The organism is Mesorhizobium sp. L-8-3 (assembly GCF_016756615.1).
Lineage (GTDB): Bacteria > Pseudomonadota > Alphaproteobacteria > Rhizobiales > Rhizobiaceae.
Map to the genome: position 1 here is coordinate 5,224,183 of NZ_AP023262.1, position 22,426 is coordinate 5,246,608.

20 protein-coding genes are annotated in these 22,426 nt (G+C 63.5%); 8 read left to right on the forward strand and 12 right to left on the reverse strand.

From position 1 onward, the window contains the following. Nucleotide 1: 1 nt before the first annotated feature. The 6 genes from JN302_RS24230 to JN302_RS24255 all read right to left on the reverse strand — a co-directional run bounded on the left by JN302_RS24230 (nt 2) and on the right by JN302_RS24255 (nt 6,414). Entirely contained in the window at nt 2–886 is an 885-nt protein-coding gene (locus JN302_RS24230; RefSeq protein WP_202334430.1) for a carbohydrate ABC transporter permease, read from the reverse strand. A 49-nt stretch (nt 887–935) separates the two neighbouring features. Further along, a complete protein-coding gene (locus tag JN302_RS24235; RefSeq protein WP_202305928.1) occupies nt 936–1,802 on the reverse strand; it encodes a carbohydrate ABC transporter permease in 867 nt (288 codons plus the stop codon). Nucleotides 1,803–1,804: 2 nt separating this feature from the next. Then, a complete protein-coding gene (locus JN302_RS24240; protein WP_202329414.1) occupies nt 1,805–2,875 on the reverse strand; it encodes an ABC transporter ATP-binding protein in 1,071 nt (356 codons plus the stop codon). A gap of 11 nt (nt 2,876–2,886) precedes the next feature. Beyond that, a complete protein-coding gene (locus tag JN302_RS24245; RefSeq protein ID WP_202305930.1) occupies nt 2,887–3,969 on the reverse strand; it encodes an ABC transporter ATP-binding protein in 1,083 nt (360 codons plus the stop codon). A 20-nt stretch (nt 3,970–3,989) separates the two neighbouring features. After that, nucleotides 3,990–5,516 (reverse strand): glycerol-3-phosphate dehydrogenase, encoded by a 1,527-nt coding sequence (glpD, locus tag JN302_RS24250; protein ID WP_244845863.1) that lies wholly within the window; start codon nt 5,514–5,516, stop codon nt 3,990–3,992. A gap of 133 nt (nt 5,517–5,649) precedes the next feature. Continuing rightward, complete coding sequence (locus tag JN302_RS24255; protein ID WP_202305932.1) at nt 5,650–6,414, reverse strand: DeoR/GlpR family DNA-binding transcription regulator; 765 nt, start codon at nt 6,412–6,414, stop codon at nt 5,650–5,652. A gap of 336 nt (nt 6,415–6,750) precedes the next feature. Here JN302_RS24255 and JN302_RS24260 point away from each other — a divergent pair, with 336 nt between their 5' ends. The 7 genes from JN302_RS24260 to JN302_RS24290 all read left to right on the forward strand — a co-directional run bounded on the left by JN302_RS24260 (nt 6,751) and on the right by JN302_RS24290 (nt 15,431). Next, the gene (locus tag JN302_RS24260) at nt 6,751–8,280 is read left to right on the forward strand and encodes an ABC transporter substrate-binding protein (RefSeq protein WP_202329416.1); all 1,530 of its coding nucleotides are present in this window, start codon (nt 6,751–6,753) and stop codon (nt 8,278–8,280) included. 90 nt (nt 8,281–8,370) lie between these two features. Continuing rightward, nucleotides 8,371–9,309, forward strand: coding sequence for an ABC transporter permease (locus JN302_RS24265; protein WP_202329417.1), 939 nt, complete (start codon nt 8,371–8,373; stop codon nt 9,307–9,309). 65 nt (nt 9,310–9,374) lie between these two features. Beyond that, entirely contained in the window at nt 9,375–10,166 is a 792-nt protein-coding gene (locus tag JN302_RS24270) for an ABC transporter permease (protein ID WP_446720768.1), read from the forward strand. Continuing rightward, a complete protein-coding gene (locus tag JN302_RS24275; RefSeq protein ID WP_202329419.1) occupies nt 10,163–11,806 on the forward strand; it encodes a dipeptide ABC transporter ATP-binding protein in 1,644 nt (547 codons plus the stop codon). Before JN302_RS24270 ends, JN302_RS24275 begins: the two co-directional genes overlap by 4 nt. A gap of 3 nt (nt 11,807–11,809) precedes the next feature. Further along, on the forward strand, nt 11,810–13,279 hold the full coding sequence (locus JN302_RS24280) for an amidase (protein ID WP_244845865.1): 1,470 nt from the start codon (nt 11,810–11,812) through the stop codon (nt 13,277–13,279). Beyond that, complete coding sequence (locus JN302_RS24285; protein WP_244741992.1) at nt 13,276–14,202, forward strand: MurR/RpiR family transcriptional regulator; 927 nt, start codon at nt 13,276–13,278, stop codon at nt 14,200–14,202. The genes JN302_RS24280 and JN302_RS24285 overlap by 4 nt, the downstream gene beginning before the upstream one ends. Nucleotides 14,203–14,237: 35 nt before the next feature. After that, on the forward strand, nt 14,238–15,431 hold the full coding sequence (locus JN302_RS24290; RefSeq protein WP_202329420.1) for a serine hydrolase domain-containing protein: 1,194 nt from the start codon (nt 14,238–14,240) through the stop codon (nt 15,429–15,431). 306 nt (nt 15,432–15,737) lie between these two features. On the opposite strand, the gene JN302_RS24295 is transcribed toward JN302_RS24290, so the two are convergent. The 6 genes from JN302_RS24295 to JN302_RS24320 all read right to left on the reverse strand — a co-directional run bounded on the left by JN302_RS24295 (nt 15,738) and on the right by JN302_RS24320 (nt 21,765). Next, a complete protein-coding gene (locus tag JN302_RS24295) occupies nt 15,738–17,156 on the reverse strand; it encodes a pyridoxal phosphate-dependent decarboxylase family protein (protein ID WP_202329421.1) in 1,419 nt (472 codons plus the stop codon). Between the two features lie 144 nt (nt 17,157–17,300). Further along, nucleotides 17,301–18,032 carry a proteasome-type protease gene (locus tag JN302_RS24300; RefSeq protein WP_202329422.1) on the reverse strand — a complete coding sequence of 244 codons (732 nt, stop codon included), beginning with the start codon at nt 18,030–18,032 and terminating at the stop codon, nt 17,301–17,303. Nucleotides 18,033–18,066: 34 nt separating this feature from the next. Further along, the gene (locus JN302_RS24305) at nt 18,067–18,864 is read right to left on the reverse strand and encodes a transglutaminase family protein (RefSeq protein WP_202329423.1); all 798 of its coding nucleotides are present in this window, start codon (nt 18,862–18,864) and stop codon (nt 18,067–18,069) included. A 15-nt stretch (nt 18,865–18,879) separates the two neighbouring features. Then, nucleotides 18,880–19,821 carry an alpha-E domain-containing protein gene (locus tag JN302_RS24310; protein WP_202305942.1) on the reverse strand — a complete coding sequence of 314 codons (942 nt, stop codon included), beginning with the start codon at nt 19,819–19,821 and terminating at the stop codon, nt 18,880–18,882. A 133-nt stretch (nt 19,822–19,954) separates the two neighbouring features. Further along, nucleotides 19,955–21,367 (reverse strand): circularly permuted type 2 ATP-grasp protein, encoded by a 1,413-nt coding sequence (locus JN302_RS24315; protein ID WP_202305943.1) that lies wholly within the window; start codon nt 21,365–21,367, stop codon nt 19,955–19,957. Between the two features lie 161 nt (nt 21,368–21,528). Next, nucleotides 21,529–21,765: an Lrp/AsnC ligand binding domain-containing protein gene (locus JN302_RS24320; protein ID WP_202315012.1), complete on the reverse strand. Its 237-nt coding sequence runs from the start codon at nt 21,763–21,765 to the stop codon at nt 21,529–21,531. A 228-nt stretch (nt 21,766–21,993) separates the two neighbouring features. Between JN302_RS24320 and JN302_RS24325 the strand changes: the two genes are divergently transcribed. Next, on the forward strand, nt 21,994–22,410 hold the full coding sequence (locus tag JN302_RS24325) for a DUF4864 domain-containing protein (RefSeq protein ID WP_202329424.1): 417 nt from the start codon (nt 21,994–21,996) through the stop codon (nt 22,408–22,410). Nucleotides 22,411–22,426: the final 16 nt, after the last annotated feature.

The window sequence follows — 22,426 nt, forward strand, 5'->3', positions numbered from 1 at the left end:
ATCAGACCCTCCCCAGGGCGAAGCCCTTGGCGATGTAGTTGCGAACGAACCAGATCACCAGCGCGCCCGGGATGATGGTCAGCACGCCGGCTGCCGCGAGCACGCCCCAGTCCAGGCCGGAGGCCGAAACCGTGCGCGTCATGATCGCGGCGATCGGCTTGGCGGCGGTGGTGGTCAGTGTGCGGGCGATCAGCAGCTCGACCCAGGAGAACATGAAGCAGAAGAAGGCGGCAACGCCGATACCGGATGCGATCAGCGGCACGAAGATCTTCACGAAGAAACGCGGGAAGGAATAACCGTCGATATAGGCGGTCTCGTCGATCTCCTTGGGCACGCCGGACATGAAGCCTTCCAGAATCCAAACCGCGAGCGGCACATTGAACAGGCAGTGGGCGAGTGCAACGGCGATATGGGTGTCGATCAGGCCGAAGGCGGAATAGAGTTGGAAAAAGGGCAGCGCGAACACAGCCGGCGGCGCCATGCGGTTGCTGAGCAGCCAGAAGAACAGGTGCTTGTCGCCGAGGAAACGGTAGCGCGAGAAGGCGTAGGCCGCCGGCAAGGCCACGGCGATCGAGATCACCGTGTTCATGACGACATAGATGATCGAGTTGATGTAGCCAGAATACCAGGACGGGTCGGTGAAGATGACCATGTAGTTGCGCAGGGTCGGGTTCTGCGGCCACAGCGAGAAGGTGCCGAGAATCTCCTGGTTGGTTTTGAAGCTCATGTTGACGAGCCAGTAGATCGGCAGCATCAGGAAGATGATGTAGAGGGTCGGAACCAGCCACCAGAAGCGGGACTCCTCGCCGCGCCGACGCATCCGCCGCGCCAGCGCATCGTCCGCCACAGTCGCCGAAGGTGCCGTCCTGGCTTCGGCAGTGTGCATCAGGCGCTCGGCCGTGGTATCGGCGGTCTGATCCTTGATCGACGTCATGTCACTTCTCCACGCCGACATTGGTCATGACGGTGTAGAACACCCATGACAGCAACAGGATGATCAGGAAGTAGACGATCGACATGGCCGCGGCCGGGCCGAGATCGAACTGTCCCACCGCCATCTTGACCAGGTCGATCGACAGGAAGGTGGTGGAGTTGCCCGGCCCGCCGCCGGTGACGACGAAAGGCTCGGTGTAGATCATGAATGAGTCCATGAAGCGCAGCAGCACGGCAATCAGCAGCACGCGGTTCATCTTGGGCAGTTGGATGTAGCGGAAGATGGCCCAGCGCGAGGCGCCGTCGATCTTGGCTGCCTGGTAGTAGGCGTCGGGGATCGAAACCAGACCGGCATAGCAGAGCAGCACCACGAGGCTGGTCCAGTGCCAGACGTCCATGACGATGACCGTCACCCACGCATCGAACGGGTCGTTGACATAGTTGTAGTCTATGCCGAGAGCCGAGAGCGTGTAGCCCAGCAGGCCGATGTCGATGCGACCGAACACCTGCCAGATGGTTCCAACGACGTTCCACGGGATGAGCAGCGGCAACGCCATCAGCACCAGGCAGACCGGAACGCCCCAGCCCCTGCGCGGCATGTTCAGCGCGATCAGAATGCCGAGCGGGATCTGGATGGCCAGGATGATCGCCGAGAAGATCAGGTTGCGGCCCATGGCCGCCCAGAAGCGATCGGAATGCAGGATCTCCTCGAACCATTCCGAGCCCACCCAGAAGAAGACGTTGTTGCCGAATGTGTCCTGCACCGAATAGTTGACCACCGTCATCAGCGGGATGACCGCCGAGAAAGCCACCAGCAGCAGAACCGGCAGCACCATGAACCAGGCCTTGTTGTTCCAGGTCTTTTCCATGGTCAGGCTCCGAGCTCGACACGCCAGGAATCGGCGTAGAGATTGATGCCGGCAGGATCGAAGCCGACGCGCGGATCGGCGGGCACTTCCTCGTCCTCGCCGACGATGGCCGCGATCGGGCGCCCCTCGAGCGACGCGCGCACGATCTTCTGACGGCCGATATCCTCGACCTTGGTGATAGAGACGGGCATGCCTTCCCGGCCGAGGCGAATGAATTCGGGCCGGATGCCGAGTTCGATCCTGCCGCCGGGAACGGTCCTGGGGGATGCAGGCAGCGCGATCGCCTGCCCGCCGAGGCGCGCCGTGGTGCCGTCGAGTGTGACCGGCAGCACGTTCATGCCCGGCGAGCCGATGAAATAGCCCACGAAAGTGTGCCTAGGACGCGCGAAGAGCTCGTCCGGCGTGCCGATCTGCACGATGCCGCCGTCATACATGACCACCACCTGCTCGGCGAAGGTCAGCGCCTCTGTCTGGTCGTGGGTGACGTAGACCATGGTGAAGCCGAAACGGCGGTGCAACTGCTTCAACTGCGACCGCAATACCCATTTCATATGCGGGTCGATGACCGTCAGCGGCTCGTCGAACAGAATGGCGTTGACGTCGGAGCGTACCAGACCTCGGCCGAGCGAGATCTTCTGCTTCTGGTCGGCGGTCAGCCCCTGTGCCTTGCGCTGCGCCCTTTCGGCAAGGCCGATCATGTCGAGCGTCTCGCGCACCTTGCGATCCACCTCGGCCTCCGGCACGCCGCGATTGCGCAGCGGGAAGGCAAGGTTGTCGTAGACGCTCATCGTGTCGTAGACGACCGGGAACTGGAACACCTGGGCGATGTTGCGCTCCTGCGTCGACAGGTGGGTGACGTCGCGGCCGTTGAAAGACAGCGACCCGTGCGAGGGACGCAGAAGACCCGAGATGATGTTGAGCAGAGTGGTCTTGCCGCAGCCCGACGGTCCCAGCAGCGCATAGGCGCCGCCGTCGTCGAAGCTGTGATGCACCTCCTTCAGCGCAAAATCGGCGTCCGAGCGCGGGTTCGGCATGTAGGCATGGCGGATATGATCGAGGTCGATGCGTGCCATTGTCCCTGCCCTCAAGCCGCCATTTTGGGCGCGGCCGCAACCGCGCAACCGGCCTCGTCGAACACCATGATATGGCGATGGTCGATGAAGACCTCGATCCTGTCGTCGGGGGCGAAGGCTTTGATGCCCGGCGTCAGCATCACCCAGCGCGCATCGGCGAAATCGAGATGGACGAAGCTCTCCGAACCGGTGATCTCCGTGACCGACACTTTTGCCGTCACCGAGACGGCGTCGGTGCTGGGTCGCGCCAGGGAAAGATGGTGGGGCTGGAAGCCGATCGTGTAGATGCCGTCGGCAATACCGGCGACATCCGCCGGCACCGGGAGATCGACCCCGCCGTCGAGCCGGAAGCTGGCGCCTGATTTGCGCAGCGCGATGGTGTTGAGCGGCGGGTCGGAAAAGGTCAATGCGGTGACCAGGTCGACAGGCCTGCGATAGACCTCGACGGTAGGCCCGAACTGCGTGACCCGTCCTTCCGACAGGGTGGCCGTGTTGCCGCCCAAAAGCAGCGCCTCGTGCGGCTCGGTGGTGGCATAGACGAAGATCGCCCCGGTCTCGGCGAAAATCCTGGGCAACTCGGCGCGCAATTCCTCGCGCAGCTTGTAGTCGAGATTGGCGAGCGGCTCGTCGAGCAGCACCAGCCCGGCATTCTTGACGATCGCGCGCGCCAGCGCCGTGCGCTGCTGCTGGCCGCCGGAGAGGTTGAGCGGCGTGCGATCGAGATAGGGCGTCAGCTGCAGGAGATCGGCGGCGCGCCGCACTTCGCGGTCGATCCGGTCGCGCGCCGCGCCCGCGACCCTCAGCGGCGAGGCGATGTTCTCGTAGACCGTCATCGCCGGATAGTTGATGAACTGCTGGTAGACCATGGCGATGTTGCGCTTCTGTACCGGCATGCCGGTGACGTCGCGACCGTCGAACCAGACTGAGCCGGAGGTCGGCACGTCGAGACCCGCCATCAGCCGCATCAGCGACGTCTTGCCCGACAGCGTCGGGCCGAGCAGCACGTTGAGCGAGCCGTGCTGAAGCGACAGCGAAACGTCGCGGATGTGATCCGCTCCCGCCATCGTCTTCGATACGTTCCTCAGTTCCAGCATGCCCCCTCCAATATCCTGGGCTACTCTGCCGCTGCGTTCCGGGAGCCGGCGCCCCCGCGCATGAAGCGGTCGAGCGCGGCCGCCTCGTCGCGGCTCAGGCGAAGCCCCCGTTTCGTACGACGCCACAGGACGTCGTCCGCCGTCTCCGCCCATTCGTGGTTCATCAGATAACGCAGTTCCGCCTCGTAGAGGTCGGCGCCGAAATTGCGGCCGAGGTCGGCCGCCGACCGCGCCTCTCCCAGAACGGTCTTCGCGCGGGTTCCGTAGAGGCGGACCAGCCGTCGCGCATGGGCGGCTTCCAGGAATGGATAGGCCGCGGCGAGTTGCCGGACCTGGTCGGCGAACGAACCGGCCGGGAAATCGCCGCCCGGCAAGGCCGCATCGGCTGTCCATGGGGCACCTTTCCTGCCAAGGAAACCCTCGATCTTCTCCAGCATGGCTTCCGCCAACCGGCGATAGGTCGTGATCTTGCCGCCGAAGACGTTGATGATGGGTGCCCTGCCCTCGCCGCCATCCACCTTCAGCACATAGTCGCGGGTCGCTTCCTGCGCCTTGGACGCGCCGTCGTCATAGAGCGGCCGAACGGCCGAATAGGTCCAGACGATATCCGCGCGCCGGACCGGGGCCGAGAAATACTCGCTCGCGGCATTGCAGAGATAGTCGGTCTCGGCGTCGCTGATGTGCACTTCATGCGGGTCGCCGCCAAAGTCGCGGTCGGTCGTGCCGATCAGGGTGAAATCGTCTTCATAGGGGATGGCGAAGATGATCCGGCCATCCCTGTTCTGGAAGAAGTAGGCGCGCGGATCATCGAACTTCTTCGAAACGACGATATGGCTGCCCTGAACCAGGCGCACGTTGTGGACATTGTTCTGGCCCAGCGCGCCCGCGAGAACATGATCGATCCAGGGGCCGCTGGCGTTGACCAGAAGCCTGGCCTTCACCTGCTCGACCGCATGGGTCCTCAAATCCTCCAGGTCGATGGTCCAGTGGGCGTCCTCTCGCCGCGCGCCGACCACCCTCGTGCGGGTGCGGATCACAGCGCCACGATCGGCCGCATCGCGTGCGTTCAGCACGACCATGCGTGCATCGTTGACCCAGCAGTCCGAATATTCGAAGGCGCGCGTGAAGAGCGGCTTCAGCGGCTTTCCGGCAGGATCGCTGCGCATATCGAGCGACCGCGTCGCCGGCAGGAGCCTGCGGCCGCCGATGTGGTCGTAGAGGAAAAGCCCGAGCCTGAGAAGCCAGGCAGGGCGAAGGCCGACGGCATGAGGGAGCACGAAGCGCATCGGCCAGATGATGTGCGGCGCGTTCTTCCAGAGGACCTCGCGCTCCATGAGGGATTCGCGCACCAGCCGGAACTCGTAATGCTCGAGATAACGCAGCCCGCCGTGGATCAGCTTGGTGGAGCCGGACGACGTGCCGCTGGCCAGATCGTCCATTTCGACGAGATAGACCGAATACCCGCGACCGACGGCGTCACGCGCAATGCCGCAGCCATTGATGCCTCCGCCGATGACGAAGACGTCGTGGATCACAGGTCGATCCAAGCGCTCCCTCCCACTTTCGCAGCGCAGCATGATGCTGTTCTTTTCGAAAACGTTTCGGGATTATTTCGAAATCATTACGAATGTCAAACGAAATATGTCCGCCAGCGCCGGTCCCTGTCGGAGCCGGCGAGGTTCACCGTATCGTCTCGATCATCTGGACCTCGGCCTCCTCGCAGATCTTGCGAACCGACGCGATGTCGCAGCGATCGGTGATGAAAGTGTCGACCTGGCTGAGATGGCCGATGCGGACCGGCGCCGTGCGCTCGAACTTGGTGGCGTCGGACACCAGGATGACATGGCGCGAATTGGCGATGATCGCCTGCGCTACCTTCACCTCGCGAAAATCGAAATCGAGCAGCGCCCCGTCATGGTCGATCGCAGACGCGCCGATGACGGCATAATCAACCTTGAATTGCTTGATGAAATCGACGGCGGCCTCGCCGACCACGCCTCCGTCCGAGCCGCGCACGACGCCGCCCGCGATCACCACCTCGATCGAAGGATAGACGCGCATCCTATTGGCTACATTGATGTTATTGGTGATGACCATCAGCCCGTGATGATCGAGCAATGCCTTGCTGACCGCCTCGGTCGTGGTGCCGATATTGATGAAGAGCGAGGCGTTGTCGGGGATCAGTCGTGCCGCCGCCCGCCCGATCGCATCCTTCTCCTCCGCGGCGATCTTGCGCCGCGCCTCATATTCCATGTTCTCGATACCCGAGGGGAAGAGCGCGCCGCCGTGGACGCGGGTCAGAAGACGCTGTTCGCAAAGGTCGTTGAGATCCTTGCGGATCGTCTGAGGCGTGACGTTGAAATGCGTCGCGAGTTCATCGACCAGGACGCGGCCATTGTCCTTTGCCATCTGGATGATCTCGGTGTGGCGCGGCGACAAGAACACGGTCGGATCCTTTCGTTTTCGTTTTTTGCTGCTTCATTCGAAAACGAAAGCACGCGGGTGTCAATCCTCGTTAGGCTCGATCGGTTCTGTAATCCACCCGGCATCGCCCGACTTCGCCAGGACCCGGCGTCGGCAGGCCGGACCGTATCCGGCAGGACATTCCGGATACGCTCGGCGAGCCCGGTCCGCACCGCTGGCTGACGATCGCCTTCGTCGCCCGGCCGGCATGGACGCGAGCGCGGAGTGTTAGGAATACAACTTCAGTGTTGACTGATGTGGTATTGCTAACATAGCCTCGCCGCTGGTGATGAAACACCGACGCAACGGGAGGAAGGAATGGCACATCTTAAGGGTGCCCGCGCGTTCGCCGCGGGAATGATGCTGGCTTTGTCATCGGCCGCGGTTCTCCCGGCGTCGGCAAGCGATTTCATTCGCATCGTTTCGCCCTATCCGACGACGACGCTCGATCCGATGCGCTCCGCAGCGGCCGGAAACATCGAGACCTACGGTCAGCTTTACGCCAGGCTCCTGCAGCGCAATCCGGCGTCGGGAGCGCTGGAACCGGCGCTTGCCGAGAGCTGGCACATTTCCGGCGACAACCTCACCTACACATTCCATCTGCGCGACACGCAGTTCTCCGACGGCTCGCCGATCACTGCCGATGACGTTGTCTTCAGCCTCGAGCGCATCCGCACCGACAAGCAGGCTGCCTATTCGGCGCCGCTGAGCGCGGTCGAATCCGTGGCGGCAGCCGATCCGAAGACGGTCGTGATCAAGCTGAAATCGGCTTTCGCTCCCTTCCTCGGCAATCTCGAGATCTGGAACATGGGCATCGTGTCCAAGGCCAGCGTCGAGAAAGAGGGAGCGGAAAAGGCGTTCTCGGCCATTCCGGTCACTTCGGGCCCTTATGCGGTGAAGGAATGGAAGCCGAACGAGAAACTCGTGCTGGTTCCCAACCCGCATTACTGGCGCCAGGGATATCCGAAGTCGGACGCGACCGTCGAACTCATCGAGATCGCATCGCCCGACACCCGCATCGCCATGCTTAAGGCCGGCGAGGTCGATGTCGCGCGGGCGGTGCAGTGGACGCAGATCGAGGATCTCAGGGCGGCCGAGGATGTCGAGGTGCGGTTCGAGCCCTCGACCATCATCAACATGACACTGCTCAACAACAGGCGCGAACCGTTCTCGAATGTGAAGGCGCGGCAGGCGGCGGCTTCCGCCATCGACAACAAGGCGATGACCAAGGCGATCACACTCGGCTATGCCAAGCCCGCCAACACCACCTTGCCCGGAGGCGTCGATTTCCACGACAAGGATCACCCCGGCATCCCGTATGATGTCGCCAAGGCGAAACAGCTGTTGTCGGAGTCCGGCATGCAAGGCCGCGAGGTGAAGATCCTCGCCACGACGGGCACAGTCGAGCAGCAGACCGCGCTGCTCCTCCAGGCTCAGTGGCAGGCCATCGGTCTGAAACCGGTCATCGTCAATGTCGATTCCGGCGCCTGGTGGGACGCGACCGGAAAGGGCGAATACGACGCCGCGGCGACCTGGTGGTACAACGAGGTTCCCGATCCGGACCTTGCCGTGCGCTGGGCGCTCTGCGGGAGCTGCGGCTCCAATTCCTTCAACACCTTCTACGAGAACAAGAAGGTAGACGAACTCGTCGAGATGGGAACGAAAGAGACCGATCCCGGCAAGCGAGCCGAGATCTACAAGGAGATCCAGAAGATCAGCACGGAAGAGGTCTCGCAGATCCCTCTCTACTATCCGCCGAACGCGGTCGCGTATTCGAAGCGCCTTGAGGGGATCAAGCTGCTGCCGACGCTGCAGTGGACGCTGGAGGACGCGACGATCGTCAAGTGATCCGGAACGGCGTGCCGCCTGCCGCACCGGTGGCGGGCGCATGGTGTCGCGGTCCTGAAGTTCTCGACAGCTCGATATCCGGAGGATCGGATGAGCTTCCTACCAATCCTTGTCCGCCGGCTACCGCAGTTGTTCGGCGTGTTGGCCGGCATCTCGGTGGTGACGTTCCTGCTGCTGCACATGGCACCGGGCGACCCGGCGCGTCTACTCGCCGGAGACCGCGCGAGTGCGGAAACGGTGGCTGCGATCCGCGTGCAGTACGGACTGGACCTGCCGCTGTGGCGGCAGTTCGTCACCTATGTCCTCAATCTCCTCGGCGGAGATCTCGGCCAGTCGCTTCGCTTCCAGCGGCCGGTCGGCGAACTCATCCAGCGTTTCATGTGGCCGACCTTGTTCCTGACCGGCTATGTCGTCTGTCTTACAGTGCCGCCCACTATCGTGCTTGCGATCACCAGCGCCCGCCGCCCCGGCGGAACGGCCGACCAGATCATCCGTGTGCTCGGCATCGCGGGACTCACGATACCCGTCTTCTGGCTCGGCATCATGATGTTGCGCCTCTTCGGCGTCGCGCTCGGCTGGTTTCCCGTCTCAGGCTACGGGCAAGGCTTCTTCGGTCATCTGCATCACCTTTTTCTGCCAGCGCTCTCGACCGCGATCTGGCTCGTGCCGGTGCTGACCCAGAGCTTGCGAGCCGCGCTGATCGAGCGCGCGACCGCGGATTTCGTGACGGCCGCGCGGGCTCAGGGCGCCAGCGAAAGAGAGATCTTCTGGGGTACCATCCTGCCCAACGCCGTCCTGCCCACGCTCAACCTGTTCGGCGTCATGGTGGCTTTCATGATCGGCGGCGCCATCATAGTGGAGACGGTCTATGCCGTACCCGGCCTGGGTTCCCTGATGATCAGCGCGTTGCTAGGGCGGGACTATTATGTGGTGCAAGGCCTCACCCTGATCTTCGCGGTTGCGACCGTCGTCATCACCCTGGTCGTCGACATCATCACGGCCTTCATCGATCCGCGCGTCCGCTTCTGAGGAAAGCAGCGATGTCGAATGCCTTGCCTGAAGCCTTGCCGCACCGTGCCCGCCCGGCATTCACCATGGCGGTGGCGATCGCCCTACTGGGAGGATGGCTGTTTCTGGCGCTCTCGGCCCCCTTGATCGCCCCTTATGAACCCGATGCGGTGGATATCCTCAACATGCTCGCCCCGCCGAGCGCCGGGCATTGGTTCGGGACGGATCAGGTCGGTCGCGACGTCTTCTCGCGTGTGCTATTCGCTGCGCGCGTCGACCTGTTCCTCTGTGTCATGGGCGTGCTGCCGCCGCTCCTCATCGGAACGGCGGTGGGTCTCGCCAGTGGCTATTTCGGCGGTCTCACCGACGGTGTCTTCATGCGCCTCTACGATCTCACGGTCGCGTTCCCGTTCTTCGTCCTGGTGCTTGCCATCGTCGGCGTGCTCGGGCCCGGCCTCGTGAATTTCGTGATCGCGCTCGCCCTGGTGGGCTGGGTGAGTTATGCGCGTCTCGTGCGGGCCGAGGTGCTGACCGTACGCGAGAGCGAATATATCCAGGCCGCTCAATGCCTCGGTTATCCGCGGCGCGCCATCCTGCTGCGCCATGTCTTGCCGAACGTCATCGGGCCAGTCATCGCCTATGCCGTCAGCGATGCCGTGCTGGTGATGCTGGCCGGGGCATCCTTCGGTTTTCTCGGCATGGGTGCGCAGCCGCCAACGGCCGAATGGGGCGTGATGATCGCGGACGGTCAGGCTTTCGTACAGCAAGCCTGGTGGATCTGTCTGTTTCCGGGGCTCGCTGCCATCTCGCTTGGCCTTGGCTTCGCCTTTCTGGGCGACGGGCTCGGCCAGATGCAACGCCGACAGGCTGCAGCATGACCGAAAAATCGAGCGTGGAGCCGTCATTGCTGCAAGTCGAAAACCTCTCGATCGGCTTCGGCCGGGTCCCGACGGTCAGGGGCGTTTCCTTCGCCTTGGGCGCCGGCGAAATTCTCGGGATCGTCGGCGAAAGCGGCTCGGGCAAATCGATAACCTGCCGGGCGCTGATGGGACTGCTCCCCGCGACCGCGGCGGTTGCCGGGCGGATAAGCCTCGAAGGACGCGATCTGCTCGATCTCGGCGAGCGCGACTGGTGCGGCATTCGTGGCCGTGACATGGCCATGATCTTCCAGAATCCGGGCTCGCATCTCGATCCGCTTCGCCGTATCGGCAACCAGGTCGCCGCGCCTGTGGTGCGCCACCTCGGCATCAGCCGGCGTGAGGGGCTGCAGCGCGCGGTCGAACTGCTGGACGATATCGGCATCCGCGAGCCGGAGGCGCGCGCCAGTTCCTATCCGCATGAGTTCTCCGGCGGCATGAAACAACGCGCCATGATCGCTGCGGCGATCGGCTGCGGTCCGAAGCTTCTCATCGCCGACGAGCCCACGACGGCGCTCGACGTGACCGTCCAGGCGCGCATCCTGAAACTGCTCAAGGATCTCAACCAGCGGCACGGGCTCGCCATCATCCTGGTCTCGCACGATCTCGGCGTGATCGCCGACATCTGCTCCCGCGTGGTCGTCATGCGGCACGGTGAAGTGGTTGAGCAAGGTCCGATCGACGACGTGATCCATCGCCCGCGGCACCCCTATACGAAGCTGCTGATAGAGTCCCAGCCCGGCCGTCGCGGCCTCCCTTCCCGGCCGGCGGCAGAGTATGCGGCACCCTTGCTCAGCGTCGAGAAGCTCTCCGTTTCCTTCCCCGTCAAGGGCAGCCTGGCCGGTGGATTGAGCGGTGGCTCCTTCCTCGCGCTCGACGGTATCGAACTCCAGGTCGCTGCCGGCGAAACGGTCGGGATCGTCGGTGAAAGCGGATCGGGCAAAAGCACCCTCGCCCGAACTATCATCCGGCAGAACCGGCCGAGCAACGGCACGATCCGCCTTGACGGGCAGGATGTCCATGCGCTCGGCGGCGAAGGGCTGCTACGCTTCCGGCGCCGCGTGCAGATGGTGTTCCAGAACCCCTATGACTCCCTCAATCCGCGCATGACGATCGCGGAGGCTGTCGCCGAACCAATCTGGAGGCACGGCCTTGCCGATCGCCGGGCGGCGAGGAATCAGGCCGACGAACTGCTCGACATGGTCGAGCTTCCCGCTGCGCTGCGCGAGCGCAAGCCGCGCCAGCTTTCCGGCGGGCAGTGCCAGCGCGTCGGACTGGCCCGGGCGCTCGCGCTGCAGCCTGAAATCCTCATCGCGGACGAGATCACTTCGGCGCTCGACGTGACTACGCAGGCACAGATCCTGGAGCTTCTGGTCCGCCTGCAGCGTGAACGGTCCCTTACTTTGCTCTATATCTCCCATGATCTTTCAGTGGTGAGCAGCTTCTGCCAGCGCGTCTATGTATTCAAGACCGGACGTGTCGTGGAGAGCGGGCCGGCGCGCCAGGTCCTGACCACCCCTCAGGCTCCCTACACCCAGGAACTGGTCGGCTCGCTCACGCAGCTGTTGCCTGTCTCCCATCCAGTTCCCGCAACGGTGTGATCAATGCGTCTCGACGAATATGTGACCTATGACGGAACCGGTCTTGCCGAGTTGCTCGCCAGGGGCGAGGTCACGCCCAACGAATTGGGCGTGTGCGTGCAGGCAGCCGTCGCTGCGGTCAACCCCGAGATCAATGCCGTTGTCGAACTCTACCGCGACGCGCTCGAGGCCCTTCCGTCCGCTCCGCTCGGCGGGCCGCTTCACGGCATCCCGACCCTGACGAAGGATTTTCCGGTCGAGGCCGGCCGGCCGGCCGAGTTCGGGAGTCGCCTCGCCCAGGGTTTCCGAACCCCCCACGACGCCTGCTATTGGACACGCCTGCGCAAGGCGGGGCTCTTCAATGTTGGCCGGACGACCAGTTCGGAGTTCGGCGTGCCGGCCACGACCGAGACGCTGCTCTACGGCGCGACCCGCAACCCTTGGGATACGGCGCTCGGCGTCTCGGGATCGAGCGGCGGGGCGGCAGCGGCCGTTGCGGCAGGCATTGTTCCTTTTGCGCAGGGCAGCGACGGCGGCGGGTCGATCCGAAACCCGGCGTCGTTCTGCGGACTGATCGGGCTGAAGCCGTCGCGCGGCCGTATCACCGGCTCGCCCGGATCGAACGCGCCGCTCCTCGGGCTGGCGACAGGCTTCATGCTCACACGCTCGGTGCGCGACACGGCCCTTCTGCTCGACCTCTGTCACGGCCCGGATGCGGGCGACGGCTACGAGATCGTCCGACCGGAAGGTGCCTATCTCGAAGCGATCACCCGGCCACCGAAGCGGTTGCGCATCGCGCTCGTTACGCGGTCCTGGTCGGAGACGACGGTCGATCCTGAGGTGGCGGCGGTGGTGGCTGCGACCGGCGCCAGGCTGGAGCGCCTGGGGCACTACGTGGACATCGCCGCGCCTTCGTTCGACTATATTACCTTCCTGGCCGCGCAGAAGTCCATCTGGGCGGCCGATAGCGCGGCCGGCTTGCCTTTGATGGCCGCACGAATGGGACGAGAGATCGACAATGGGACGCTTGGCGCAAGTGTGCTCGCGCTCTATCGCCACGGGCTGACACTAAGCGGCGCGCAGTTCATGACGGCGCTTGGTGTCTATGATGCGCTGACCAGGGAAATCGGCAGGTTCTTCGAGCGCTACGATCTGCTGCTCACCCCGACCAGTGTCATTCCACCCGAGCCGTTGGGGACATATGATCCGGCCCGACCGGGCATTGACGTGGACGACGTCTTCGCGGATCTGGAGCCGAAAGAGACTTTCACGGCATTGTTCAACGCGACCGGCCAACCGGCGATATCTCTGCCGACCGGCCGCACCCGCAACGGACTGCCGATCGGCGTCCAGTTCGCCGCACGCTTTGGGCGTGAGGATCTGTTGCTTGCCCTCGCCCGCGAGTTCGAAGAGGAATTGAGCGACGGCCCAGGCATATGGAGCCAGGGGCGGCCCCGGTGCATGCCGGCAATCACCAGGGATAAAGAGCTTTGAGCAAGACGCGAGACGGCACGTCGACGAAACCACGCAGCGAGTGGAGCAAGATCGACATCGAGGAGCTCCTGCGCGCACGCATGGATACGTTCTCGCCATCGGAACAGAGCCTAGCAGCACATCTGCTCGACAACATCCATATCCTGCCGTTCGAAACCGGCACGAGCATCGCCCAGGCCGTCGGCGTGAGCGAGATGACCGTGACGCGCTTCATCCGCGGCCTCGGCTTCGACAATCTACGAGACCTCAAGAACCGGCTGCGCGACGCCACGGCCGACAAGGACAGTGACATCGACGACTACATGACCCGTTTCCAGGTACGGAACGGCCGGCAACAGGTCTTGCAGGAGAGCCTGCGCCTGGAGCTCGACGCAATCGTCAAGGCCTATGCTTTGACCGCGACCGAGGTTTGGGAGGAGGCGACCGAGGCGTTGGCGACGACACGCACGATCTACGTCGTCGGATTCCAGGCTTCAAAGGGGCTCGCCATGGATTTCGCCAGCCGCCTGCTCTGGGCCCGGCCCAATGTCGTCTTCATCGACAATGCCAGCGGAACCTTCGGCGAGATCGTCAACGCCGATCCCAAGCACAGTCTGGTCGTGCTGGTGGACACGGCCACCTATGCGACGCGGGGCATAAGGCTCGTCGAAAAGCTGAAGTCTCTCGACCTGCCGCTCGTCATCGTGACCGACAAGTTCAGCCATTGGGCCTACGCCTATACGCGTTTCGTCTTCGAGGCGCATACGCATGTGAAGACGTTCTGGGATTCGACCGCGAGCCTCAGTGTGATCCTGAACCTGCTGATCGACACCGTCGCCATCAAGCTCGGTCCGAAGGCCAAGCGCAACTTCTCGATGATGAGCGATCTCGGCAACCTGTTCGGGGAGTTCGTCGGCGGCAGCTATCTGCGCCGCAAAAACTGAACCTCGCTCGACAACCTCCAGCGAAAGAACACGGCATGAGCAGCGACGGCGTTTCCCACTTCCGCGATCCGACAGCCTCCGGCGCGCCGGTCATTCCGCGCGCGGAATGGGATCGCGCCCCCTGGAACCGCTGGACCTTCCAGCACGTGCGCCACTTGCTGCCGACCGCGCAGGTGTGGCGCGGTGAAGGGCCTGCGTCGCCCCTGCCCGTCGCGCTGCGCGACATCGATGATGTCGGCTTCGACATCGACGGGCGCTACGAGACGATCGAGACGTTCCTGCGCACGAGCTATGCCGATGGTTTCCTCGTCCTGCATCGCGGCGCGGTCGTCGCCGAGCGATATCTCAACGGCATGACGGCGCGAACGCCTCATTTGTCCCAGTCGGTGGCGAAATCGATCGTCGGCACGGTTGCCGGCATCCTCGCTGGCCGTGGCGTGGTCGATCCGGCGGCGCCGGTCACCGCCTACCTGCCGGAACTCGAAGCGACGGCCTACCGCGGTGCGACCGTGCAACATGTGCTCGACATGACCAGCGGCGTCCTGTTTGACGAAACCTATACCGCGCTCGATTCCCATATGGCCCGGCTCGATGTCGCCTCCGGCTGGAAGGACAGTTCCGACCCATCCTGGCCCGGAACGGTGTGGCAGCTCATCCTCGGCCTCACGGAAGCGGAATGCCCGCACGGCGCCTCCTTCCGCTATCGGTCGATCGAAACCGACGTGCTCGCTTTCGTCCTGCAGAGGGCCGCGGGAACCTCGATCGCCGAACTCGTCAGCCGGGAGTTGTGGGCGCCGATGGGGGCGGAGGAGGACGCCTATTTCACCATCGATCCGGCAGGATACGGGCTCGCCGATGGCGGCTTCAACGCGACGCTTCGGGATTATGCCCGTTTCGCCCTCATGCATCTCGACAACGGCCGGATCAACGGGCGGCACATCGTGCCCGCGGACTGGCTCGCGGAGACACGGGCGGGCGCGCGCGCCGACCGGTTCGGCGGCGTCTATCACGACGTGCTGCCCAAAGGCGCCTATCACAACCAGTTCTGGATCGAAGACGGCGAACGGCGCGCCTACATGGCGCGCGGCGTGTTCGGGCAGATGATCTATCTCGACCCCGAGGCGTCCTTCGGCGCAGTGGTGTTGTCGAGCTGGCCGGAATTCGTGAGCGCGCAGCGCACCCGAACCGCGCTCGCCGCCCTGCATGCCGTGCGTGCGGCCTTGGCTTGACTCCATTGTGTCACAAAGCTGGTCTCAAGAGGGTCGTTGACAGCACGGACATCGAGCGAGGTTATGCGTCAAGAGGACGGCGAGGCGCTTTGGCAGGCTTCATACATGATGCCGAGGCCGCACGCATTGCCGCTCAACAGGCCCGGCTCATCGGCGCGCTTCTGCATCCGCTCGCCGACGACCGGACGGCCCCGGCCTCCTTGCGGGCACACTCGCGCCGACCCATGACCGGCTGAAGCAGGCACTTGGGAACTGAGCCCCGCGCAAGCCCGGGGATGCGGATCGGTGCCGCCGAACTCGCGGAGATCAGCCTTTGCCCAACCTTGCCGCCACCTCGACGATCACGTCGAATGCGGCGTCGACATCGGCTTCGGTCGCTTCGAACTGGCCTGCCTGGAAACGGACAGCCACTTTTCCATCGACGCGAGTCTGCGTCAGATAGATGCGGCCATCATCATTGATTTCGTTGACCAGCCGCAGATTGTGGGCGTCCGCATCCTCGCCGGGATTCGGCGCATGCCGAAACGAGAACAGCGACAGCATCGGCTCCGTTACGATCTCGAAGCCGGGCTTCTCCGCGAGGCGGCCTGCCAGCGCGGCACTCCAGGCGACATGGTTGCGGATCATCGTCCGCAGCCCTTCGAGGCCATGCGCGCGCAGCAGGAACCACAGCTTCAGGGCGCGGAACCGGCGGCCGAGCGGCACGGACCACTCCGAATAGTTGACTATGCCGTCCTTGCCATGTGTCTTGAGATATTCCGGCTGGATGGCAAGTGTCTTCACCAGGCTTTCGGGATCGCGGACGAACTGCACCGAACAGTCGAACTGTGCGCCGAGCCATTTGTGCGGGTTGAAGACGATCGAATCCGCTTCGTCCACTCCCGCCCAGAAATGCCGGAACTCCGGGCAGATCATCGCGGCGCCGGCCCAGGCGGCGTCGACATGGACGTAGAGGCCTTCACGTTTCGCCAGCGCCGTCACGGCGCTGATGTCGTCGGTGCCGCCCACGCTGGTTCCGCCCACGCAGGCGACGATCCCGGCAGGCAGGAGGCCGGCCGCCCTGTCGGCGAGGATCGCCCGCTCCAGCGCATCGACGTCGATGCCCCGCCAGCGGCCGGCCGTCGGGATGCGGACATGGTTGTCGGCGCCTACGCCGGAGACCCAGATTGCCCTGTCGACCGAAGTATGTACCTGATCCGACGAGTATATCCGCACCGGCCTCTGCCCCGCCAGGCCCTTGGCGTTTCCCTGCCAGGACAAGGCGCGCTCCCGCATGGTGAGGACGGCTGCAAGGGTTGCAGACGACGCCGAGTCCTGGATGACGCCCGAGAAGCCTTGCCGCAGGCCGAGCGCCTGGCGCAGCCAGTCGATCATCACAGTCTCGAGTTCGGTCGCGGCAGGCGAGGTCTGCCAGAGCATGCATTGGGCAGCCATCGTCGTGACCAGATATTCCGCAACGACTGACACGGGTGCGGAATTGGCGGGGAAGTAGGCGAAGAAGCGGGGATGCTGCCAGTGCGTCATGCCCGGGACGATCTTCTGCTCGAAATCGGCGAAGATCCTTTCCATAGGCTCGGCCTGTTCCGGCGGGGAGGTCTCGATCAAAGCAGCAATATCACCCGGTTGGGTGCGTGGCCGGACGGGGCGATCGCGCAGGCCCTGCCTGTAGTCCGCGCCCCAGTCAGCGGCCCTCCTCGACCAATTGCGGAAATCGTTACCGTGCATGTCTTCACCTCCCTCCCTTCATTCGGTCGATGAGACCGTTCCTGGATCGATTTAATTAACGCGTGAAATATCTATAGCGTACTTCGCCACCGCGATCCAGCGTCTCTTGTCAAAGGCAACCAGCCATAACGACCGAACAAACCTTTATTCCGGGAAATCCGGCAGGCTCGCGAAAGCGGACTTCAGGGCGTCTGACCACCCCTCCGTCACGGTCCTGTAATAGGGATCGTCCTGGCTGATGCGCTTCTTCAGCTTCACGGCGAAGCTGTCGCGCTCGTAGAATAGGAGGTCGAGCGGCAGGCCGACGGAAAGGTTGGAGCGCAAGGTGGAATCGAACGAGACCATCAGCAGCTTGGCGGTCTCGGCGAAGCTCATCTGGCGGTCAAAGGCCCTCACGATGATCGGCTTGCCGTATTTCGTCTCCCCGATCTGGAAAAACGGCGTGTCGTCACTCGCTTCGACGAAGTTGCCTTCCGGATAGATCATGAACAGGCGAGGCTCGCTGCCCCGGATCTGGCCGCCGAGAATGAAGGATGCGTTGAAGGCGGCATCCGCCCTCTGTCCGTCCGGCGAGGAACTGGCAATGACCTCCTTGACCGTGTTCCCGACGAGCCTGGCCGTCTGATACATGGACGGCGTCTCCAAGAGCGTCGGTGCCCTCTCGGAAACCGCCTTCGTACGCTCGTCGAGCAGGCTGACGACGGCCTGCGTGGTAGCGAGGTTCCCGGCGGACATGAGCACGATCAGGCGCTCTCCGGGTTCCTCCCACACATGCATCTTGCGGAAGGTCGATATGGAATCGATGCCGGCATTGGTGCGGGTGTCCGACATGAACACCAGTCCCCGGTCGATCTTGAGCCCAACGCAATAGGTCATCGCATTCCGTCTGAAATAGTCGCGGCCGGGGCAATTACTGCTCTACGGTTATGCGGACTGCAAGGCGTTCTTCGGCCTGCCCCAACAGAATTCCGGAGACGGGCGCAGCCTCGCGATAGTCACGGCCAGTGGCCAGCCTTACGTAACGCTCGTCCGGCGAGATGCCGTTGGCGGCGTCGAATGCCACCCAGCCGAGATTGTCGACATGCGCTTCGGCCCAGGCGTGGCTTGCCGCCTGCTCGCTCGTCCCTTCCATCATCAGATAGCCGCTGACGTAGCGCGCGGGATAGCCGAGATGGCGTGCTGCGGCGATGAAGATGTGAGCGTGATCCTGGCAGACGCCGGTCTTCTGGGCGAGCGCGCCCTCCGCCGGCGTCGCCGCGTCGGTGCTGCCCGGCACGTATTTCACATGCTCGCCGATCAGACCCATCAGTCGGTGTAGCCGGTCGATCTGGCCGCCGCTCGATCCTGTCTCGCCGGCGAGCGCCGCTATGCCTTGTCCGGCCTCGGTCAGCGGCGTCTCCCGTGCGAACAGCCAGAGCGGCGTGAAGCCGCGATGTGGGCCGGTGACACCGGCCTTGTCTGATGTCTCGACCTCGCCGGAGGCTTCGACGCTGATGACGTGCGGCTCTCCCTCGACGCTGATCAGCCGGGTGTCGTTGCCGAAATGGTCGATGAAGCGAAGCTCCTCGCGCGCGCCGTCGATCGAGAGGTTCCAATGCCCGATGATCTGTGTCGGCCCGGCCAACGGCACAAGCCGCAGCCGCTGCAGCGCGTAGAGGATCGGAACGTCGTAGCGGTACTCGGTGCGGTGCGTGATCTTGAGACGCATGTCGAAGAGCCTCCGCTAATAGAACCGATAGTCCGCAGCGATCTCCTCGCCGAAGCGGTTGTTGCTCCTGACAAAGGCGTCGAGGAACTCGTGCAGGCCGGTGTCGAAGATCTCCTTGATCTCGCTGCTCTTGAGCTGGGTCAGCGTCTTCTCCGCAGTTCCGTGGCATGGCAGCCTCAACCCGTATTCGGCTGCCCTGAAGCCGAGATGCTCGACAATGAAGCGGTAGCAGAAAGTGAGCGAGCGCGGCATGCGGCCGTTGAGGATCAGGTAGTCGGCGATGTTGGTCGGCTTGTAGTCGCCTTCGTAGACCCAGCGATAGGACCGGTGCGCCGCGACCGAACGCAGGATGGATTCCCACTGGTAGTTGTCGAGCGACGATCCCACCCAGGAGATCGAAGGCAGAAGCACGTAATATTTCACGTCGAGGATTCGGGCGGTGTTGTCGGCTCGCTCGACATAGGTGCCGATCTGGGCGAAATCGAAGATCTCGTTGCGCAGCATGGTTCCGTAAAATGCGCCGCGGATCAAAGCCGTCTCGCGCTTGATCGTGTCGAGCGCCTTCGGCAGGTCGCGCTCGTCGATCGGCCCGGCGAGCATGCGTTTCATCGCCATCCAGGCTTCGTTGATGCTCTCCCAGGTCTCGCGGGTGAGCGCGGTCCGCACCATGCGCGCGTTCATGCGGGCCGTCTCCATGGCCGCCATGGCGCTCGACGGGTTACTCATGTCGCGAAGCAGGAAGTCGGAGACGGTCGCGGCGGAATATTCGCTGTGTCTCTCGCAAAAGGCTTTTTCGGCGGCCGCGCTGATGACGACCGACGTCCACTCCTCGGAGGCGTTGTGCGAGCGCGTCAGGGCCATTCTGAGCCCGGCATCGACCAGCCGGGCCATGTTCTCCGCCCGCTCGATATAGCGGTTCATCCAGTAGAGGCCGTTGGCGGTGCGTCCGAGGAGCATGTCAGATACCCATCGGAGAGAGCGAGTAGCGAGTAGCGAATAGCGAATAGGGGAAGAGGCGAAGTGATTTCATCGTGGTTCTGCTACCCTCCTCTTGCCCTACTCGCTATTCGCTACCCACTATTCGCTGTCTCTAGTCATCCAACACCCACGTATCCTTGGTGCCGCCGCCCTGCGAGGAGTTGACGACCAGCGATCCTTCCTTGAGCGCGACACGCGTCAAGCCGCCCGGCACGATCTGGATACGGTCCGAGACGAGCACGAAGGGGCGCAGGTCCACGTGACGGGGCGCAAGGCCCTTCTCGGTCAGGATGGGGCAGGTCGACAGCGAAAGTGTCGGCTGCGCGATGTAGTTGGACGGCCTTGCGGCGAGCTTCTTCGCAAAAGCCTCGCGCTCCTTCTTCGATGCCGTCGGTCCGACCAGCATGCCATAGCCGCCAGAACCGTGAACCTCCTTCACCACAAGTTCGTCCAGATGCTCGAGCACATATTTCAGGTTGTCGGGTTCGGAGCAGCGGAAAGTGCGGATGTTCTCCAGGATCGCCTTGCGACCGGTGTAGAACTCGATGATTTCCGGCATGTAGGAATAGATCGCCTTGTCATCGGCGATTCCCGTGCCGGGCGCATTGGCGATGGTGATGTTGCCCGCGCGGTAGACATCCATGATGCCGGCGACGCCGAGCGCCGAATCCGGACGGAAGCTGAGCGGATCGAGGAACGCGTCGTCGACACGGCGGTAAAGCACATCGATGCGCTTGTAGCCCTCCGTGGTGCGCATCGCGACATGGCCGTCGACCACTCGGAGATCAGTACCCTCGACCAGTTCCACGCCCATCTGGTCTGCGAGGAAGGCGTGCTCGAAATAGGCCGAGTTGAAACTGCCGGGGGTCAGCACCGCGATGCAAGGCGCGTCCTTCACGCCGTTCGGGCGCACCGCTGCCAGCGACTGGCGCAGGAGCTGGGGATAGTTTTCGACCGGCCGCACCTTGACGCGCTGGAAGAGCTCCGGGAAGAGCTGCATCATGGTCTCGCGGTTCTCCAGCATGTAGGAGACGCCCGACGGAGTGCGGGCATTGTCCTCCAGCACGTAGAACTCGTTCTCGCCGGTCCTGACGATGTCGACCCCGATGATGTGAGTGTAGACGCCGGCCGGGGGTCTCACTCCGATCATTTCAGGCAGGAAGGCTTCGTTCGCGGCGATGAGCTGCTTCGGTATGCGCCCGGCGCGCAGGATCTCCTGGCGGTGATAGATGTCGTCGAGAAAGGCGTTCAGCGCCTGTACGCGCTGCTCGATGCCCTGGGTGAGGCGGCGCCATTCCGAGCCCGAAATGATGCGCGGTACGATGTCGAAGGGAATCAGCCGTTCCGCCGCCTCCTCCTCGCCATAGACGGCGAAGGTGATGCCGGTCTTGCGGAAGACGCGTTCGGCGTCGCTGGTCTTTTCGGTGAGGCGTGCCGGATCCTGCTCCTGAAGCCAGCTGTCATAAGCCGAGTAAGGCTTTCTAAGGCCGGTATCGCCCGGCTTCATTTCGTCGAACGCAACCACGCGCGCACTCCCTCTTGGCCCCATTTGAAGATGGGTCGAAGAAGAAAAGCAAGCGCAATCGCATGGTTGCTGCGCGAGAGTTCAGCCGTGCTCAGGGCATGGGCAGAAGATCGCCGATCGGTGCAGTCCATGCCTGCAGCTGCGGCACATGTCGGGGCCGGTCAGAACGCCCGGAACGTCACCGTGGTGAACGTGTCCTTGATTCCGGGAATCGAATGGACCTTCTGGTTGACGAAATGACCGACATCCTCGTTCTCGTCGACATAGAACTTCACCAGCAGGTCGTAGTCGCCGGCCGTCGAATAGACCTCGGATGCGATCTCGGCATCGACGAGCGCGGCCGCGACCTCATAGGCCTTGCCCAGTTCGGTTTTGATCTGCACGAAAAACGCCTTCATGGCCTGTCCCTGGTTCTGCAGCGGTCCGCAGGAGGCCGCGCCGATATGGTGGATGCGAAGGCCTCTGATGGCATGGCCGGCAAGGAACTTCAAACCCAAACAACGTTTGGCCCCACCACCACTGCATCGGGAAGCCGAGGGCCGGCCCTGAAACCGTTTCGGACTTCGGCCCGTATGTTATGTTATCGTCGGACGTGCCGAGCCGAGCCCGCACAATGGAGTTGGGCCATGCGCAGCTACGTGATTGCCGCCGCCATTCTCCTGCTGTCGGCCGTGCCGGGCCTGGCCGGGGACGCCGAAGTCAGAGCGGCCCAATCCACGATCGACAGCCAGTTGAGGGCATTTCTCGCGGACGACGGTGCGCTGGCCTATTCCTTCGCCGCGCCGAATGTGAAGCGTATCTTCCCCACGGTCGAGAGCTTCATGGACATGGTCACCAACGGCTACATGCCGGTGCGTCGGCCGCGCAACTACGCCTTCGGCAAAGTCGAGCAGTCGAGCCCGACATCGATCATCCAGCAGGTGTTGATCACCGGACCCGACGGCAAGGAATATGAGGCGGTCTATACGCTCGAACTCCAGCCCGACGGCACGTTCCGCATCACCGGTTGCAGCCTGAGGGCATCCAACACCTTGAGCACGTAGTTCTTGCCGATATCCT